This window comes from Ahrensia marina, from assembly GCF_001293565.1.
Taxonomy (GTDB): domain Bacteria; phylum Pseudomonadota; class Alphaproteobacteria; order Rhizobiales; family Rhizobiaceae; genus Ahrensia; species Ahrensia marina.
On record NZ_JXMU01000009.1, the window covers coordinates 43,590 to 61,978 of the forward strand.

Genomic DNA, 18,389 nt, shown 5'->3' on the forward strand with positions numbered 1-18,389 from the left:
CATTGATCGAGATAGCAGATAGCCAGCCAATCATCGGCCTGTCCGGTTGGCGGGCGCTCCATGTCGAGACAACCGGCTCGACAAATGCTGATTTGGTTGAACTGGCAGGGGCAGGGCATGATGTCGACAGGTTGTGGCTGACGGCGGGAGAGCAGATGCAAGGCCGCGGCCGCCGTGGCCGCGCTTGGGTTTCGCCGCATGGTAATCTTCACGCTTCGCTTTATCTGCGCAGTCCGGTTTCAGCTAAAGAAATCGGCTTTTTTCCTCTGGTATGCGCTGTCGCCCTGCATCGGGCAATCAGCGAAGCGCTGGATGAAAACCAGTCTGAAATTAAGATAAAATGGCCAAACGATATTTTGGTCGACGGTGCTAAATGCTGCGGCATGCTTATGGAGTCCGATCAGCGTTCAGGTGCCATCAATATTGTTATCGGCTGCGGGGTGAATATTGTCGCCCATCCGGAAGACACGCCTTATCCGGCAATGCACCTAAATGAAAAAAATGCAGCTTTAACGCCGCAGGATATGTTCCAATATTTGGCGGAAAGCTTTGCAAGAACATTGGATGAATGGGCAGACGGCCGCGGGAAAGCCTTAATACGTGATTATTGGCTGGCACATGTTCGCGGCATGGGGCAAACGATTATTGTCAACCTTGCAAGTGAACGTCTTCAGGGCATTTTTGATGGTATTGATGCTGACGGCGTGCTGTCGCTGCGTCTGCCATCCGGCAAGGTAAAAGAAATTTCTGCGGGTGATGTCTTCTTCCCGCGTTAAAACAAGTGAAGACTGTATAACGAAGGTCGATTATTCTTAATGACAAAAAATAATAATGAACTGGTGTTCGTCCCGCTTGGTGGCGTGGGTGAAATCGGCATGAATTTGGCCATGTACGGCTATGGTCCGGCAGATGACCGCTCGTGGATCGTTATGGATGTGGGCGTGACTTTCCCCGGGCCGGAACTGCCCGGTGTGGATCTCGTTCTGCCTGATATTCGCTTTCTAGAAGCTGAAAAACACAATATCGAAGCCATCATTATCACCCATGCCCACGAAGATCATTATGGCGCGCTCTTGTCGCTTTATCCGCTTATTGCACCGGATGATAATGTGCCGGTATTTATGACACCCTTCGGTGCCGGTATGCTGGAAAGCAAAGCGGTTGGCGAGAAGAGCGCGCCGAAAATAAACATAACCACGTTCGAGCAGGGCGATATTTTCGAAGCCGGCCCGTTCAAACTGCAGGCTTTGGCCGTAACCCACTCGATACCGGAACCTGTCTCTATAGCGATCACAACACCGCTCGGCACTGTGCTGCACACAGGCGACTGGAAGAATGATGTTGCGCCATCCATGGGGCCGGTCACTGACAGCAATGCTTTTACCCGTCTTGGTGACGAGGGTTTGCTGGCATTGATCTGTGACTCGACAAACGCCATGCGTGACGGTGAAAGCCCGTCCGAGCAGGAGGTTTCCGAAGGTCTTCGTAAAGTCATTGAAATGGCGACAGGCCGCGTGGCTGTTACCACTTTCTCCTCAAATGTCGGACGCATCAAATCAATCGCACTTGCTGCAGCAGATGCCGGCCGGCAAACATTATTGCTTGGCCGCTCCATGAAGCGTGTGGTCGATGTTGCCACCGAGCTTGGCTACTTGGAAGGCGTGCCGGATTTTCTGACCGAAGATGAATATGGCTATATCCCGCGTGATAAAGTCGTGATCATTTTGACCGGAAGCCAAGGCGAGAGCAGGGCGGCACTTGCCAAACTCTCCCGTGATGAAATGCGCGATGTCGCGCTGACAGCCGGTGACACGGTGGTCTACTCGTCCCGTTCCATTCCGGGCAATGAGAAGCTCATTCTCGATACAAAGAACCGCCTGATTGATATGGGTATCACCATCGTCGAAGATGGACCGGATTCACTGGTTCATGTGTCCGGCCATCCGCGCCGCAATGAACTGCGCCAGATGTATCATTGGACACGCCCCAAAATCGGCATTCCAGTGCATGGCGAAGCGGCGCATCTAACCGCCCATGCCGCTTTGATGCGTGAAAACGGTATCAACGAGGTTCTGGATGTGCGCAATGGCGATCTTGTGCGCCTTGCCCCCGGTAAAGCCGAAATCATTGATGATGTGCCGCATGGCGAAATTTACAAGGACGGAACATTTGTTGGCTCTGCCGATGATGTGGGTGTCACCGAGCGCCGCCGTTTATCTTTTGCCGGACATATCGCCGTTTCGGTCATTTTGGACAAAAGCCATGAACTGCTGGTTGACCCGCAAGTGTCGTGTCTGGGTATTCCTGCCGCGGATCATAGCGGCGAAGACATGGAAGATATTGTCTATGATGCTGTGGTTAGCGCGGTTGAATCTATGCCTCGCGCACGCCGCAAAGATCTTGATCTGATCGAGGATAGCGTCACGCGCGCGGTGCGCGGAACTGTGCGCAATATCTGGGGCAAAAAACCGATTGTTACTGTGATGGTCGATCGCGTCTAAACCACTGTCTGCTGGAGAAACGAAATGCTGGGCCGCCTAAATCATGTCGCAATTGCCGTACCGGATCTGGATGCGGCGATAAACCGGTATAAAAATGTGCTTGGCGCAACGGTTTCCGAGCCTCAGCATTTGCCGGAACATGGCGTGACCGTTGTTTTCGTCGAGGTGGCAAATACCAAGACAGAACTGCTTTATCCCTTGGGCGACAATTCGCCCATCGGTGCCTTCTTGGAAAAGAACCCTTCAGGCGGTATGCACCATATGTGCTACGAAGTGGATGATATATTGGCTGCCCGTGACAAGCTGATTGAGGACGGTGTTCGTGTGCTTGGCGACGGGAATCCGAAAACAGGCGCACATGGAAAGCCCGTATTGTTTCTTCATCCCAAAGACTTCGATGGCACATTGATTGAATTGGAACAGGTCTGATATCATGCAGCTATTGTCGGCGTTTGCGATTTTCTTCATCATCTGGTGGACAGTTTTGTTTACTGTTTTGCCGTTTGGTGTGCGCAGTCAGGTTGAATCCAAAGATACAGTCCTTGGCACAGAGCGCGGTGCGCCGTCTGATTCCCGCATCAAATTCAAGCTGATGATAACAACACTTATCGCCATCATCATTTTCGCTGCTTTCTATTATTTGAGCATCGTGCGTGGTTTCGGCATCGATGACCTGCCGCAATTTGTGCCGAATTTTGCCGATAAATAATTTTGGAAAACTTCCAATAAAAATGGCAGGACAAAAGTCCTGCCATTTTCAACGAGCGTGATTTTATAAACCGTAAGGTCCGCAGCTAAAAAGCGCGTAAAATCAAGATCCTCCCAAGACTACACTCGTTAGAAATTGTGAAGCTCACAAATTCTGCGCAATTGGTAACAAGATGAAATGGCAATGTCACGCAAAAAATACAAGCGTAACAGTTAGTCAGTTTTGCACAGCGCTTTTTACGAGACTGATTTCTTTCCTCAATATTGAGGCGCGCGCAGCTTGTGGCTTTCATTTCATCGTTCAACCGCTTAAACACGCATAGAAAATTGCCTTAAGACGGTCTGATTCTGGGCATATCACACAGTTCACAACGGAATAGATAAATGCGCCTTTCAAGATATTTTCTACCAATATTGAAAGAAAATCCAAAAGAAGCGGAAATTGTCTCGCATCGGCTCATGCTGCGCGCAGGCATGATCAAACAGGCAAGCGCCGGCATTTATTCCTGGCTGCCGCTTGGATACAAGGTTTTGCGCAAGATCGAGGCCATTGTGCATGAAGAGCAGCAGCGCGCGGGCCATATGCCAATGCTGATGCCGACCATTCAATCCGCCGAGCTGTGGCGTGAAAGCGGCCGTTATGATGATTACGGCGAAGAAATGCTGCGCATCAAAGACCGTATGGACCGCGAAATGCTCTACGGGCCGACCAATGAAGAGCTGATTACCGATATCTTTAGAAGCAATATCACCAGCTATAAAGATCTGCCGATGACGCTCTATCATATCCAGTGGAAGTTTCGCGATGAGCGGCGTCCGCGCTTTGGTGTGATGCGTGGCCGCGAATTCCTCATGAAAGACGGATATAATTTCGATCTGACAAAGGAAGACGCGCTACACGCTTATAACCGTCATCTGGTCACATATCTTCGCACCTTCGAGCGTATGGGATTGCAGGCAATTCCAATGCGCGCTGACAGTGGTCCGATTGGCGGCGATGATACGCATGAATTCCTTGTTCTGGCGGAAACAGGCGAGAGTGAAGTGTTTTATGATGCAGCCGTGACCGATCTGACATTTGGCGACCGCCAGATTGATTATGATAGCGTCGAGGACTGCGCTGCTGTCATGGAGGAATTTACGTCTAAATATGCACGCACGGACGAAACCCATGATGAAGCGCTATTCAATGAGGTGCCGGAAGAACGCAGGCGTTCAGCACGCGGTATCGAAGTCGGGCAGATTTTTTATTTCGGTACAAAATACTCCGAACCAATGAAGGCTCTTGTCCAGGGGCCGGACGGCAAGCCTGTGCCGGTTCATATGGGTAGCCACGGGATCGGGGTAAGCCGCTTGCTCGGTGCGATCATCGAAGCTTCACATGATGAAAATGGCATTATCTGGCCGGCATCTGTCGCACCGTTCGGTGCCGTGATCATCAATATGCGCGTTGGTGATGAAGGCTGCGATAGCTGGTCTGAAAAAGCGTATAATGAATTGACGAAAGCCGGTGTCGATCCGCTTCTGGACGATACCGACAAAGGAGCAGGCGCGAAATTTGCCACTGCGGACTTGATCGGTGTGCCTTGGCAATTGGTTATCGGGCCGCGCGGCGTCAAATCCGGCGAAGTCGAGCTGAAAAACCGCAAGACCGGCGAAAAAGAAAATATGACTCTTGAAGCCGCTATCAATAAGATTTCAGCAGGAGAATAAGCTTGAGCGCATCACAGGCGAGTAAAGCAGGCGAGGCCGCGAATTCACGTAATCAGGATGGTCGCGCAGGACCGTTTTCTGCCTTTGAGCGAACTGTTGCGTGGCGTTTCCTAAAACCGCGCAAACAAGAGCGCATGGTGTCGATTGTGACTGTTATCTCCCTTCTGGGCGTGATGCTTGGTGTGGCTGCTCTGATCATTGTGATGGCTGTGATGAACGGTTTTCGCGCTGAATTGCTGGACCGGATTTTGGGTCTCAACGGCCACATAATCTTGCAAGCCTCTGATACGCCGCTCAATGATTATGATACCGTCGCCAAAAAGCTTGAGGAAGTGCATGGCGTGCAAATGGCTCTGCCATTACTGGAGGGGCAAACCCTTGCATCGGGCAATGTAGGCGCCGGAACCGGCGCGCTGGTTCGCGGTGTGCGCAAACAGGACTTTGCCAGACTGGAAAGCGTTGCGACAAACATCAAGGAAGGTTCGCTAGAGAAGTATCAAGAGGGCAATGGCGTCGCGATCGGCATTCGCATGGCGCAGAACCTCGGACTGCTTGTCGGTGATAAGTTGACCTTGGTTTCACCGGAAGGCGATGTGACACCGTTTGGCACAATTCCGCGCGTGAAAAGCTACACCGTTGAAGCAATCTTCGAAATGGGCATGTCGGAATATGATACGTCCATTGTTTTCATGCACCTGGACGAAGCGCAGCTCTATTTTAATCAGGAAAACAATGTGCAGGTCATCGAAGTGTTTGTCGATGATCCTGATAATGTGGGGCTGTACAAGAGCGATATTGTGGCCGCAGCCGAGCGCCCGCTCGTTGTGACCGACTGGCAGCAACGCAACAGCGCATTCTTCTCTGCTCTTGTGATTGAGCGCAATGCCATGTTCCTGATCCTGTCGATTGTGGTTATCGTCGCTTCGCTCAATATTATTTCGTCTCTGATCATGCTGGTCAAAGAAAAAAGCCGCGGCATCGCTATTCTGCGCACAATGGGCGCATCGCAAAATTCGATTTTACGAATCTTTATCATGGCCGGCACTGGTGTCGGTTTGGCCGGTACTGCGGCAGGTGTCTTGCTCGGTGTTCTGGTCTGCTTGAATATTCGTGGAATACAGCGCCTTATGAACTGGATTTCAGGCGCGGAAGTGTGGGATCCGACAGTACGCTTTTTAAGCGAAATTCCTGCGCAAATGGATTTCTTTGAAACGATGTCCGTAATCCTTCTGGCACTTATATTGTCATTTCTGGCGGCTATCCTGCCAGCGCGCCGTGCGGCCAAACTCGATCCGGTTGAAGCTTTGAGGTACGAATGATGTCTGCACGAAACGCACCGGTACTATTGCTGGAAAATGTACAGCGTCATTATGAGGAAGTGGGCAAACGTCTCGATGTGCTTAAAGACGCGAATCTGACGATTGAAACCGGCGAGATGGTTGCGCTAGTCGCGCCTTCAGGTGCCGGTAAATCGACATTGTTGCACACTGCCGGACTTTTAGAGCGTCCCAATGGCGGCGAGGTCTATCTGTCGGGGCAGGCGTGCTCCGGCCTTAACGACCGTCAACGTACCGCGCGCCGGCGCAATGATATTGGCTTTGTCTACCAGTTTCACCATTTGCTGCCTGAGTTTTCCGCTTTGGAAAATGTCATGCTCCCGCAAATGATCCGCGGGCTTTCCCAGTCGGACGCAAAGGACAGAGCGCAGGAATTGCTTGACTATATGCGTATCGGCCAGCGCGCGGCGCATCGCCCGGCAGAACTGTCCGGCGGGGAACAACAGCGCGTTGCCATTGCGCGCGCCGTCGCCAATGCGCCTTTGCTGCTGCTTGCAGATGAGCCGACCGGCAATCTTGATCCTGAAACGTCTTCCTATGTATTTGAGGCATTGGAAGCGCTGGTGCGTCAGTCCGGTTTGAGCGCTTTGATTGCGACTCACAATCACGCGCTTGCCGCAAGAATGGACCGCGCCATTACGATGCAGGATGGCAAGCTGGTGCCGTTTGATGTAAAAGCCGCGGTTAAAGCATCTTTATAAGCGCTTTTATTTTTCGCTTATTGCACTGGTTTTAAAGGCTCTTCGGTGTGTTGCCGGAGGGCTTCTTTACGTTTTGTTACCCATATTGTCGCGCTGTGCCAAAATGAGAACAAAAAGGGTTTACATGAGAACATAAATAGAACAATATAGGCTCATAGACAAAACAAAAGGATTGTTCACCATGACCGACTTTGTTCGTGACCTTGCTTCTCTGGCCTCAATCGCTGCCTTTGTCGCAACATTTTCAATTTTTGTCGACTTTATTTAATCCGGTTCGCCGCATTGGTCGCGGCTCTGCCCAAACCCCCATCAGCATGCAGCACTTCCCCATAAGCTGCCCGCCGCGACCATTCTTCATTTTATAAAAGAACAACGGGGATGATGATGTCAGATAGTGGACATCATTTTGAATTGCTTCAAAATCGAACTTTATATTTGTACTCTCGTATAAGAGAGTCGGTTGTGGTTTTGGGGTGCTGTTTATGGCTGATAATGATACAAATTTGGATGTTGCAGACAAAATTTATGTGACGCCGAAATTTATCCATTTGCGCACCCATTCAGCCTATTCACTTTTGGAAGGTGCATTGCAGGTTGGTAAAATTATCAAATTTGCAGAAGACCAGAAAGCGCCCGCAATTGCCATTACGGACACGGGCAATCTTTTCGGCGCGCTTGAATTTGCTGTGAAAGCGACAGGGGCGGGCATTCAGCCAATCGTCGGCTGCCAGCTTGATATCCGTTTTACCAAGAATTCTGACGGTGATGCCAATGCTGCGCTGAAGGGTAGCCAGAATAAAAACCAGACAATTGTTCCCGAACCAATCGTTCTGATTGCGGCAAGCGAGCAAGGCTATGCCAATCTCGTCGAGCTTGTAAGCCGCGCTTACCTTGATACCGGTGCGACCGACGGCACTTATTTGCGTCCTGAATGGCTGGACGGCTATACAGATGGCATCATCTGCCTAACAGGCGGCGAACTTGGGCCGCTTGGCCGTGCAATAACCAATCAGGATCAAAAGGCGCTTGCAGAGCGGTTCACATTTCTAAAATCTGCATTCGGCGACCGCCTCTATATCGAATTGCAGCGTCCTTCCGGATACAGCAAGCGTGTTGAAGCTGCGCAGATTGCAATGGCCTATGAGCATGACGTGCCTTTGGTGGCGACCAACGAAGCTTTCTTTCTGACGCGCGATGAATATGAAGCCCATGACGCGCTGATTGCGATTGCAGAGGGCACGGTCATCTCCCGCGATGACCGGCGGCAATTATCGCCGGATAATTATCTGAAAACCGAAAGCGAAATGGTATCTTTATTTAAAGATTTACCGGAGGCGATTGAATCAACTGTCGAAATCGCCAAGCGCTGCAATTATTACCCGCTGGAACGCGCACCCATTTTGCCACGCTTTACCAAAGCGGCAGAGGGCGCGAGTGAAGAAGAGGCCCTACAGGCGGAATCGGACGAGCTAAAGCGTCAGGCGCGTGAAGGACTGGAAAAACGGCTTTCCAATCAGGGCATGGCCGAAGGCTATTCGCGCAAAGATTATGACGACCGTTTGGAAGTCGAGCTTTCGATTATCGAAAACATGAAATTTCCGGGCTACTTTCTGATCGTTGCGGACTTTATCAAATGGGCCAAGGATCATGAGATTCCGGTTGGTCCAGGCCGAGGTTCCGGTGCCGGTTCTCTGGTTGCCTGGTGTCTGACAATTACCGACATTGATCCATTGCGCTTTTCGCTTCTTTTCGAGCGCTTCCTTAATCCGGCGCGTGTCTCCATGCCCGACTTTGATATCGACTTTTGTCAGGATCGCCGTGAGGAAGTCATCAAATATGTGCAGGACCGTTATGGGCGCGCCGAGGTGGCACAAATCATCACCTTTGGTTCGTTGCAGGCGCGGGCGGTGCTGCGCGATGTCGGCCGTGTGCTGGAAATGCCATACGGACAGGTGGACCGTTTGTGTAAAATGGTACCCAATAACCCTGCGCAGCCGACAACGCTTGCGAAAGCCATTGAGGGCGATCCCAAATTCGAGGAAGAAGTCGAGCGCGAGCCTATTGTCGGCCAGTTGCTTGATATGTCGCTAAAGCTGGAAGGGCTTTATCGTCATGCGTCCACCCATGCGGCGGGTATTGTGATCGGTGACCGGCCTTTGTCGCGCCTTGTGCCGATGTACCGCGATCCGCGTTCCGACATGCCGGTGACCCAGTTCAATATGAAATGGGTGGAAAGAGCCGGCCTCGTCAAATTTGATTTTTTGGGCCTGAAAACGCTGACCGTTCTCAACATGGCAGTCAAACTGATTGCGAGGCGCGGCATTGACATCGATTTGCAGCAAGTGCCTGTGGATGATGCGCCGACCTATGAAATGATGGCCAAGGGTGAGACCGTGGGCATCTTTCAGGTTGAAAGTCCCGGGATGCGTAAAGCCCTTGTGGGCATGAAACCGGACTGTATTGAGGACATCATCGCGCTGGTGGCGCTTTATCGTCCCGGCCCGATGGAAAATATCCCGACCTATAATGCGCGCAAGCACGGTGAGGAGGAGATCGCCTCGATTCATCCTATGGTGGATCATCTGGTGGCAGAAACGCAAGGCGTTATCATCTATCAGGAACAGGTGATGCAGATCGCGCAGGTGCTGGCCGGTTACTCACTGGGCGAAGCGGACTTGCTGCGCCGCGCGATGGGTAAGAAAATCCGCGAGGAGATGGACAAGCAACGTTCCCGCTTTGTGGAAGGCGCCAAGGAAAACAATCTGACGAAGCAGCAGGCGGATGTTATCTTTGACCTGCTGGCCAAGTTCGCCGACTATGGGTTTAACAAGTCGCACGCGGCTGCCTATGCGATGGTATCCTACCATACGGCCTATCTTAAAGCCCATTATCCGGTCGAATTTCTGGCTGCATCCATGACCTATGATATGCAGAACTCCGAGAAGCTGAATGACTTCCGCCGCGATGCGATCCGGCTTGGTATTGATGTCATTTCGCCGTCGGTCAATACGTCTTTCAGGCGCTTTGAAGTTGCTGAAAACAAGATCTTCTATGCTCTTGCCGCCATTAAGGGTGTGGGCGAAGCTGCCGTTGATCATATCGTTGAAGTGCGAGGTGATAAGCCATTTGAATCATTGGAAGATTTTGCAACACGCATTGACACGAAAATGGTCAACAGGCGCACAATTGAAGGCCTGATTTACGCCGGCGCGTTCGATTGCTTTGGTCATGATCGCGCTTCGCTGGTCACCGGTTTGGACCGAATTGTCGGTCTTGCGCAGCGCACATCTGAAGAAAAAGCCAGCGGACAGTCTGACATTTTCGGCTCAATGGCCGCTGCCGAGCCGGAACGTTTGCAGCTTCCTCAAAACAGCAAATGGTCTGATTCCGAAAAACTGATGAAGGAATTCCAGTCCATCGGTTTTTACTTCTCGGCGCACCCGCTTGATGCGTATCAAATGATTTTGGAAAAGATGCGTGTTCAGCAATATGCTGATTTTGCCATCGGTATTAAACGCGGTGCCGAAGCAGGGCGCTTGGCCGGAACCGTGGCATCCAAGCAAATACGGCGCACGAAAACCGGCAACAAAATGGGCATTATCACATTGTCGGATGCGACCGGACAATATGAGATTGTGCTGTTTTCCGAGGCGCTGGAAGAGTTCGGCGACAAGCTTGAAGTCGGCAAAAGCTTCATCCTGACGGTTGGCGTGCGTGTGCGCGACGATGATTCTGTCAGTCTGCAATTGAATACGCTTACGGAGCTTTCCGAAGATCAGGGCGCGCGGGAAGCGCATTTGCTGCGGGTGTTTGTGCGGGATCAAAAACCGGCAAAAAGCATTGCGCGTCAGTTGCAGGGCCGGGGCCGCAGCCCCGTATCTTTGATCATGATCAAGCCGGAAGGCGAAGGTGAAGTCGAGATCGAATTACCGGGCAAATATGCCGTTTCCGGACCCGTTGCCAGCGCCATCAAAGCCATTGAAGGCGTTGTGGATGTGGAGCTGGTTTAAGTAATAAGTACCTGAGGAAGGGGACTACTATGTCGAAAAAATGGGATGTAAATTCGGTAAGAGATGTCCTGCATAACAATGAAGTAGAAATTCTTGAAGAGAGCCCGATGAGTAACGGGCATGGACATCAATTTAAGGGAAGTGATGGAGAAGTAATCTGTATTTATAATTCTGGGAAGTTAGTAATTCAGGGCAAAAATCAAGATCGAGTAAAGTCAATTTTTGGTTTGAGTATTTCTCCCAAATCTAAGGATTCTGCGCCTGTGGCAGCAAATGGCAACCGGAAAGTTTTTGTAGTATATGGACATGATGTCGCTGCAAAGACACAGCTAGAAGCAATGCTGCGTAGGTGGGGTCTTGAACCTTTAATTCTCGACCAATTAACTTCAGGTGGTCAAACTATAATTGAAAAACTTGAACGGGTTCGTTCAGATGCAAATTTTGCAGTTGTATTAGCGACGCCTGATGATGAAGGGCACCGTGCAGAACATCCTGAAGAAAAAGCACATAGAGCACGTCAAAATGTAGTGTTAGAACTTGGTATGATGTTATCGGTACTCGGAAGGGACAGGGTAGCAGTACTTATGAAAGATCAAATTCAAATGGAGCGCCCTTCTGATATTCAAGGTGTGATATATATTCCATTTAAGGAAGACGTCTCCGAATCTGCCCTTAGCTTAGCGAAAGAAATCAGTAGCAAAGGAATACATATCGATTTGAGCAAAGTCTAAATCGACGCCTGATTTACCCGTTTTGACAATTCCTCACGGCTTTCAACCCGCTCTGAATAGCGGTCTGTCAAATAGGCAGACTGCGCACGGGTCAGCAATGTGAATTTCATCAGTTCTTCCATGACGTCCACAATGCGGTTGTAATAAGGTGACGGTTTCATACGGCCTTCATCGTCAAACTCGTTCCACGCTTTGGCGACTGAAGATTGGTTGGGAATGGTAATCATCCGCATCCAACGGCCCAGAATACGCATCTGGTTGACCGTGTTGAAACTCTGCGACCCGCCGCAAACCTGCATAAGTGCAAGCGTGCGTCCCTGCGTCGGGCGCACTCCGCCAATCGGTGCCAGTGGCAGCCAGTCAATTTGCGTTTTCATAAGCCCGGTCATGGCGCCGTGACGTTCCGGTGATGACCAGACCTGACCTTCGGACCAAAGCGATAATTCACGCAGTTCCTGCACTTTTTCATGATCGAGATTGGTTTCATCGACGAGCGGCAGTCCGGCCGGATTGAAGACTTTCACGTCAGCGCCCAAGACTTCCAGTATGCGGGCCGCTTCTTCGGTGGCAAAGCGCGAAAAAGAGCGCTCACGAAGCGAGCCGTAAAGCATCAAAATGCGTGGCTTGTGATCTGGCTGCGTTGGTGCGCCTAGCGCTTCCAGATCGATAGGGCGCAAGCTGTCGGCTTCAATATTCGGTAAATCATTCATGGGGCTGCAACAACCTCACCATCTTCTTTGGTAAAGCTTGAACCGGATTTGACATCCAGCAGATCAAACACTTTCTCGGACGGACGGCACAAGGCAGCACCCTTCGGCGTGCACACAATCGGGCGGTTCACAAGAACAGGATGCTCGATCATCGCATCCAGTAATGCTTCATCACTCACTGAAGGATCGGTCAGGCCAAGTTCTTCGGCAGGTGATTTGCTGGTACGCAGCGCCTCGCGCGGCGTAATATCGGCCATAGCGAACAATGCTAAAAGTTGCGGCTTGGTCCAGCCGGTATCCAGATATTCGATCACAGTTGGCTCGCCAACGAAATTGCGAATGATTTCCAATACGTTACGGGACGTTCCGCAAGCAGGATTGTGGTGAATAACGATTGTCATTTTTGTTCCTTTAGCAGCCAGCGGCAAACAGCAAATGCTGCAACCGCGCCAACGATTTGTGCGATGATAAAGCCGGGTGCATCGACAGGTCTGATGCCGGCAAATGTGTCAGAGAATGAACGTGCAACGGTCACTGCCGGATTGGCAAAGCTTGTCGATGCTGTGAACCAGTACGCGGCGGTGATATAAAGGCCGACAGCGGCAGGAACAGCGTCTGCACGGTGTTTGAGGGTTGCCAGAATGGTGAAGATCAATCCGAAACTGGCAACGATTTCAGCCCACCATTGCGCGCCGCCGCTGCGCACTTTGAGTGAGAATTGCATGAGCTGTTCATCAAACATCAAATGCGCCGCCCACACACCGATCAAACCGCCGATAATCTGAACGGCGATAAACAAAAGGCTTTCGCGCCGTGCGATTTCTTTGCGCAGCATGAAAACCAGCGTGACTGCCGGATTAAAATGAGCGCCGGAAATAGGGCCGAGCATGGTGATCAGGACATAAAGTATCGCGCCTGTCGGGATCGTATTGCCGAGCAACGCAATCGCAACATTACCATCTGCGAGACGCTCGGCCATAATGCCCGAGCCGACAACGGTCGCAAGCAAAAAGGCCGTGCCGATGAACTCGGCTACAGCACGTTGTGAAGTGGAATAGTTCATTTTGATTTGCCGATTTCATCCAAACGGTTTTGCAAAGATAGTCTATCCAAGCCAGAGATAGGCAATGCCGTGAAAATAGAGAGGCGTGCATTCATCATTCTGTAGGCCTCATCAAAGGCAAGCGCGATTTCCACATCTGTGCCTGTCGCCGCCGCCGGATCAGGAATGCCCCAATGCGCGCTCATCGGTTGACCAGGCCATACCGGACATGCCTCATTTGCGGCATTGTCACAAACGGTGAAAACAAAATCCATTTTTGGGGAATCCGGTTGCACGAATTCTTTCCAGTCTTTGGAGCGTGCAAAATCAGTGTTGTAGTTAAGGTTCTTAAGTAGCGATAACGCTTTGGGGTGCACTTCGCCTTTCGGTTGTGAACCGGCAGAGAAGGCTTTGAAGCGTCCTTGGCCGACGCGGTTCATAATGGCTTCGGCCAAAATGGAACGTGCCGAATTTCCGGTGCATAGAAACAACACGTTATAAACTTGATCGCTCATTGCTTATCTCCTCAGCAAGCGCATGCAATTTCATTGATGAGAGGCTGGCATTTTTCCGGTGAGCCGCCGCAGCAATCTTCCATCAGAAACGCAAGAACGCCGCGCAGCCCTTCAAAGTCAGCATAATAACGAATGGAACGGCCTTCGCGCTCATTGCGCACCAGACCTGCATGTAAAAGAACGCTTAGATTGGCCGACATCGTGTTCTGGCGCACTTCCATCATATCGCTAATGTCACCGGCAAGCATGCCGTCGGCACCGGACTTGATGAGAATGCGTAATGCTTCCAGCCGTGTGGTCTGGCTTAAAGCGGCAAAAGCGCTGGTTGTCTGTTTAATATCCATATATCATGAATAATTGATATATTATGATGATGCAAGGCAATTCTTGAGATTATTTACGCCTTGTTGCGTTTCAGTTTTGTGACAGCCAGATCAAGCGCCTGTAAAAAGCGGGAGCGGTCCGCTTTGGAAAAGGGTGGCGGTCCACCAATATTCTGGCCGACTGCGCCCGCGCGCAGGTCCGCCATGATGGCCCGTGTTGCAACCTGAGAGCCGATTGAGTTTTCAGTAAAAGGCTTGCCGTTGGGTGCCAGAACGCTTGCGCCCGCTTTTATACAACGTTCCGCGAGCAAAATATCGGCTGTAATGACAATGGTTAAAGCCGATGCGCGTTCGGCAATCCAGTCATCAGCCGCATCAAACTTGTCCGAAACAACAACTTGCCGGATAAAATCTTCGCGCGGCACCCGCATAAAGCTGTTGGATACGGTGATGACGCCAAAGCCGTAGCGTTCGGCCACTTTATAGGTCTCGTCTTTGACAGGGCAGGCATCGGCATCAATGAGGATGGTGGGATTTGTGATGCTATCGATATCAGTCATTTTCTTTTCTCTTTGGCTTTCCGCGGCTACCTGTGCCGAATGTATAGCCGGTTTCAACCGCTCGATCACCGAATTTACCGCGTAATTTGTCCATTGCGCGCTCCATTTCAGCGCGGCGGGTGCCGTCAATATCAATGAGGTCCAGCGGATCAGCACGCTGCGAGTCGGCAAAGTCCGAAACACCGACGCCAAGAAGCCGGTATTTCGTGCCGTTAATTTCTTTCTCCAGCATGGTCATGGCGGTGCGAAAAATCCGGTCGGCCAATTGTGTCGGGTCGCTAAGCTGCTTGTTGCGGGTAATTGATTTGAACTCTTTATCTTTGAGTTTGAGAACAATGGTGCGTCCGGCAATATTTTTTTGTTTAAGGCGCGCGGATACTTTTTCAGACAGCGCCCGCAACACGGGAACAAGCACATCAGCAGTTGCATGATCTTCGTTAAATGTTGTCTCGTGGCTCACGCTTTTGGCAGCGCCGCGCTGTTTTATGGTCCGATGATCGATGCCGCGTGACAGATTGAAAAGCCGCTGGCCCATCGTGCCGTAACGCTTCATCAGCGTACCTTCATCCATTTCCTGCAATTGGCCAATCAGTTTAATGCCGTCACTATGCAGCGTTCTTTCAAAGGATGGGCCGACACCCCAGATCATTTTGACCGGCTTGTCGGCCAGAAATGAAAGGGCTTCAGCCTTGCCGATGACCGAAAACCCGCGTGGTTTTTCAAAGTCGGAGGCAATCTTGGCAAGATACTTACAATAGGAAAGGCCGACAGAGACGGAAATGCCAACTTCGTCTTCGACGCGTTTTGCGAATTTCGCCAATGTGCGGGCAGGGGTATCCTTATGCAGCTTTTCGGTGCCGCTTAAATCAAGAAACGCCTCATCAATCGAGATCGGCTCAACCGAAGGCGTCAGCTCTTCCATCATGGCGCGGACTTGGCGGCCAACACGGGCATATTTCTCGCCATCCGGTTTTATCACAACCGCATCGGGGCAAAGTTCCATCGCTTTGAAAGCGGGCATGGCAGAGCGCACGCCATATGTACGCGCGATATAACAGCATGTGGAGACAACACCGCGCTTTCCGCCGCCGACAATAACAGGCTTGTCGCGAATGTCGGGATTATCGCGTTTTTCAACAGAGGCAAAAAATGCGTCGCAATCAATATGCGCAATGGACAGCTCATTAAGTTCGGGATGTTCTGCCTTTCGCGGGCTTCCGCATTTGATACAGCGCCGCGCAGAATTTGTGCGCGGTGTCATGCAGTCACGGCAAAATCCGAATGTGCCACTTTGCGCCATGGCTAACCTGTATAATCACCGGGGCCGGGGACAAATTGACCGCCAAAGCGTTGCCGTGCCCGTGCGACGATTTTTGGTTCCAGCCCGTTATCCTCGCAAAAGCGGTTCAGCGTAGGCTCATGCGCCAGCAAAAAATCCAATACGGCAGCCAGAAACCCAGGCTCGCTGGCGACATCACGTATCTGGTCAGGCTCAATACCGGTTAGACCCAGAAAACGTGTCATCAATTCACCGTCCGAAGCAATCCATGACAATGCGCCAATGGCAATGGACTCATGGTCGGCATTCATAGCGCTGTTGGCAGAATCATTCATATTATCGCTCGCACGTTTGTTTTATCTCAATAAATTAGCAATATAGATTTTATCAGGTGCCGCGAGGCACAATGTCGAAAACGGGGCTGATTCTCTATCGCAACCGTAAAGAGGTAAAGCATGGCGAAACGTGTAATGATTGTCGAGGATAACGAGCTGAATATGAAGCTCTTTCGCGACATAATCGAAGCAACCGGCTTCGAGACAATACGCACATATAGCGGGCTGGAAGCACTTGAGCTCGCACGCTCGAATAAACCCGACCTGATTCTCATGGATATCCAACTGCCGGAGGTCTCCGGTCTGGAAGTTACCAAATGGTTGAAAGAGGATGATGATTTGCATCACATTCCGGTCATTGCGGTGACTGCATTTGCCATGAAAGGCGATGAGGAACGCATCCGTCAGGGCGGTTGTGAGGGCTATATTTCGAAACCGATCTCGGTTCCTAAATTTATAGAAACTATTAAGTCGTATCTTGGTGAGGCTTAAAGAGCACAATCGTAGCCGGAGACGTATAAAATGACCGCTCGTATACTTGTTGTCGATGATCTGAAGCCAAACGTAGATTTGCTGAAAACACGCTTGGAACAGGAATATTTCGAGGTTTTGACCGCTTTTGACGGCAAAACAGCGCTTGAAGTGCTGGAATCAGAACAAGTCGATTTGGTTCTTTTGGATATTATGATGCCGGGAATCGACGGGTTCGAAGTGTGTACCCGCATCAAAAATCATCCGGCAACAAGTCACATTCCGGTGGTCATGGTGACGGCTTTGGACCAGATTCAGGACCGTGTTCGCGGTCTGGAATGCGGTGCGGACGATTTTTTGACAAAACCGGTTAATGAATTGCAACTGATGGCAAGAGTGAAAAGTCTTGTGCGTCTCAAAATGCTGACCGATGAGCTTCGTTTGCGCGCTGTGACGACCCGCGATATTGCCATCGAAGAATTGTTGGCTAAGGGCGCAGACATAACCAAAGAAAAACCGAATGTGCTGCTGATTGACGAGCGTGTCTCTGTCTTTGAGCGCTTTTCGTCAGTATTGCGCAAAAACGCCAAACTTCATCATATTGCCAATCCGCAAGACGGTCTTTTCGCAGCTGCCGAAGGAAATTATGATTGTGTCATCCTGTCGGCTGATCTGGCCGGATTTGACCCGCTGCGTGTGTGCAGTCAGATACGCTCGCTGAACCGGACACGGTTCCTGCCGATTATCCTTGCCTGCGATGCGGAAAATGACGTGCTTGTTTCGCGCGCGCTGGAGCTGGGCGTCAATGATTATGTTATCCGCCCGATTGATGCCAATGAATTTATTGCGCGTCTGCGCACGCAGGTCCGCCGCAAGCATTATCATGACGGTCTGCGTTCCAATGTGGCAGAATCGATTGAACTGGCTGTGACTGATGGCCTGACAGGGCTACATAACCGCCGTTATCTCGATACACATCTGCAAACACTCGTTGAGCGTGCGCGCAATCGCGGGCGTGAACTGTCATTGCTAATTACCGATATTGATAAGTTCAAAAGCATCAATGACACATACGGTCATGCGACCGGCGATGATGTTTTGCGCGAATTTGCCAACCGCCTGCGCCAGAATGTGCGAGGAATGGATCTGGCGTGCCGCTATGGCGGTGAGGAGTTTGTCATTGTTATGCCGGACACATCCGCGCAAATGGCCGCTGAAGTGGCCGAACGTCTGCGCGAGAGTGTGGAAGAGGCGGGATTTGCATCCGCAGACCAAGTGCTGTCGGTAACGACAAGTGTGGGTGTTGCAACGCTGAACCGTAACAGCGACGATAATATGAGCGACCTTTTAAAACAGGCTGATACAGCGCTTTATGAAGCCAAAGCAGGCGGTCGCAACAAGGTTGTCGCAAGAGCGGCTTAATTTAAAGAGCATTTCATACAGTTCTACCCTT

At 51.0% G+C, this 18,389-nt stretch carries 19 protein-coding genes; 11 read left to right on the top strand and 8 right to left on the bottom strand.

Annotation, left to right across the window (positions count from 1 at the left end; translation table 11 throughout):
* The first annotated feature begins 2 nt into the window (after nt 1-2).
* The 9 genes from SU32_RS07120 to SU32_RS17075 all read left to right on the top strand — a co-directional run bounded on the left by SU32_RS07120 (nt 3) and on the right by SU32_RS17075 (nt 11,701).
* Complete coding sequence (locus tag SU32_RS07120; RefSeq protein ID WP_053998665.1) at nt 3-776, top strand: biotin--[acetyl-CoA-carboxylase] ligase; 774 nt, start codon at nt 3-5, stop codon at nt 774-776.
* A gap of 39 nt (nt 777-815) precedes the next feature.
* Nucleotides 816-2,501, top strand: a complete 1,686-nt coding sequence (locus SU32_RS07125; RefSeq protein ID WP_053998666.1) for a ribonuclease J — start codon at nt 816-818, stop codon at nt 2,499-2,501.
* Between the two features lie 24 nt (nt 2,502-2,525).
* The gene (gene mce / locus SU32_RS07130; RefSeq protein ID WP_053998667.1) at nt 2,526-2,930 is read left to right on the top strand and encodes a methylmalonyl-CoA epimerase; all 405 of its coding nucleotides are present in this window, start codon (nt 2,526-2,528) and stop codon (nt 2,928-2,930) included.
* Between the two features lie 4 nt (nt 2,931-2,934).
* Nucleotides 2,935-3,210 carry a DUF1467 family protein gene (locus SU32_RS07135; RefSeq protein ID WP_053998668.1) on the top strand — a complete coding sequence of 92 codons (276 nt, stop codon included), beginning with the start codon at nt 2,935-2,937 and terminating at the stop codon, nt 3,208-3,210.
* A gap of 383 nt (nt 3,211-3,593) precedes the next feature.
* On the top strand, nt 3,594-4,922 hold the full coding sequence (gene proS / locus SU32_RS07140) for a proline--tRNA ligase (RefSeq protein WP_053998669.1): 1,329 nt from the start codon (nt 3,594-3,596) through the stop codon (nt 4,920-4,922).
* A 2-nt stretch (nt 4,923-4,924) separates the two neighbouring features.
* Nucleotides 4,925-6,241, top strand: a complete 1,317-nt coding sequence (locus tag SU32_RS07145; protein ID WP_053998670.1) for a lipoprotein-releasing ABC transporter permease subunit — start codon at nt 4,925-4,927, stop codon at nt 6,239-6,241.
* A complete protein-coding gene (locus SU32_RS07150; RefSeq protein WP_053998729.1) occupies nt 6,241-6,960 on the top strand; it encodes an ABC transporter ATP-binding protein in 720 nt (239 codons plus the stop codon). The genes SU32_RS07145 and SU32_RS07150 overlap by 1 nt, the downstream gene beginning before the upstream one ends.
* A 482-nt stretch (nt 6,961-7,442) precedes the next feature.
* Nucleotides 7,443-10,970: a DNA polymerase III subunit alpha gene (dnaE, locus tag SU32_RS07155; protein ID WP_053998671.1), complete on the top strand. Its 3,528-nt coding sequence runs from the start codon at nt 7,443-7,445 to the stop codon at nt 10,968-10,970.
* A gap of 29 nt (nt 10,971-10,999) precedes the next feature.
* Nucleotides 11,000-11,701, top strand: a complete 702-nt coding sequence (locus tag SU32_RS17075) for a TIR domain-containing protein (RefSeq protein ID WP_082376529.1) — start codon at nt 11,000-11,002, stop codon at nt 11,699-11,701.
* On the opposite strand, the gene arsH is transcribed toward SU32_RS17075, so the two are convergent.
* Genes arsH through SU32_RS07200 form a run of 8 tightly spaced genes read right to left on the bottom strand, consistent with a single transcriptional unit; the run spans nt 11,698 to nt 16,465 of the window.
* Nucleotides 11,698-12,411 (bottom strand): arsenical resistance protein ArsH, encoded by a 714-nt coding sequence (gene arsH / locus SU32_RS07165; RefSeq protein ID WP_053998672.1) that lies wholly within the window; start codon nt 12,409-12,411, stop codon nt 11,698-11,700. The two genes, SU32_RS17075 and arsH, sit on opposite strands and share 4 nt — an antisense overlap.
* Complete coding sequence (gene arsC, locus SU32_RS07170; protein WP_053998673.1) at nt 12,408-12,812, bottom strand: arsenate reductase (glutaredoxin); 405 nt, start codon at nt 12,810-12,812, stop codon at nt 12,408-12,410. Before arsC ends, arsH begins: the two co-directional genes overlap by 4 nt.
* Nucleotides 12,809-13,474, bottom strand: a complete 666-nt coding sequence (locus SU32_RS07175; RefSeq protein ID WP_053998674.1) for an MIP/aquaporin family protein — start codon at nt 13,472-13,474, stop codon at nt 12,809-12,811. The genes arsC and SU32_RS07175 overlap by 4 nt, the downstream gene beginning before the upstream one ends.
* Nucleotides 13,471-13,968 (bottom strand): arsenate reductase ArsC, encoded by a 498-nt coding sequence (locus tag SU32_RS07180; RefSeq protein WP_053998675.1) that lies wholly within the window; start codon nt 13,966-13,968, stop codon nt 13,471-13,473. Before SU32_RS07180 ends, SU32_RS07175 begins: the two co-directional genes overlap by 4 nt.
* An 11-nt stretch (nt 13,969-13,979) precedes the next feature.
* Nucleotides 13,980-14,312 carry an ArsR/SmtB family transcription factor gene (locus tag SU32_RS07185; RefSeq protein WP_053998676.1) on the bottom strand — a complete coding sequence of 111 codons (333 nt, stop codon included), beginning with the start codon at nt 14,310-14,312 and terminating at the stop codon, nt 13,980-13,982.
* A gap of 53 nt (nt 14,313-14,365) precedes the next feature.
* On the bottom strand, nt 14,366-14,851 hold the full coding sequence (locus SU32_RS07190; protein WP_053998677.1) for a YaiI/YqxD family protein: 486 nt from the start codon (nt 14,849-14,851) through the stop codon (nt 14,366-14,368).
* Nucleotides 14,844-16,151, bottom strand: coding sequence for a DNA polymerase IV (locus tag SU32_RS07195; RefSeq protein WP_053998678.1), 1,308 nt, complete (start codon nt 16,149-16,151; stop codon nt 14,844-14,846). Before SU32_RS07195 ends, SU32_RS07190 begins: the two co-directional genes overlap by 8 nt.
* A 2-nt stretch (nt 16,152-16,153) precedes the next feature.
* A complete protein-coding gene (locus SU32_RS07200) occupies nt 16,154-16,465 on the bottom strand; it encodes a DUF3572 domain-containing protein (RefSeq protein ID WP_082376541.1) in 312 nt (103 codons plus the stop codon).
* 120 nt (nt 16,466-16,585) lie between these two features.
* On the opposite strand from SU32_RS07200, the gene SU32_RS07205 reads away from it, so the two are divergent.
* Entirely contained in the window at nt 16,586-16,957 is a 372-nt protein-coding gene (locus SU32_RS07205; protein WP_053998679.1) for a response regulator, read from the top strand.
* A gap of 30 nt (nt 16,958-16,987) precedes the next feature.
* Nucleotides 16,988-18,358: a PleD family two-component system response regulator gene (locus tag SU32_RS07210; RefSeq protein ID WP_053998680.1), complete on the top strand. Its 1,371-nt coding sequence runs from the start codon at nt 16,988-16,990 to the stop codon at nt 18,356-18,358.
* The last annotated feature ends 31 nt before the right edge of the window (nt 18,359-18,389 follow it).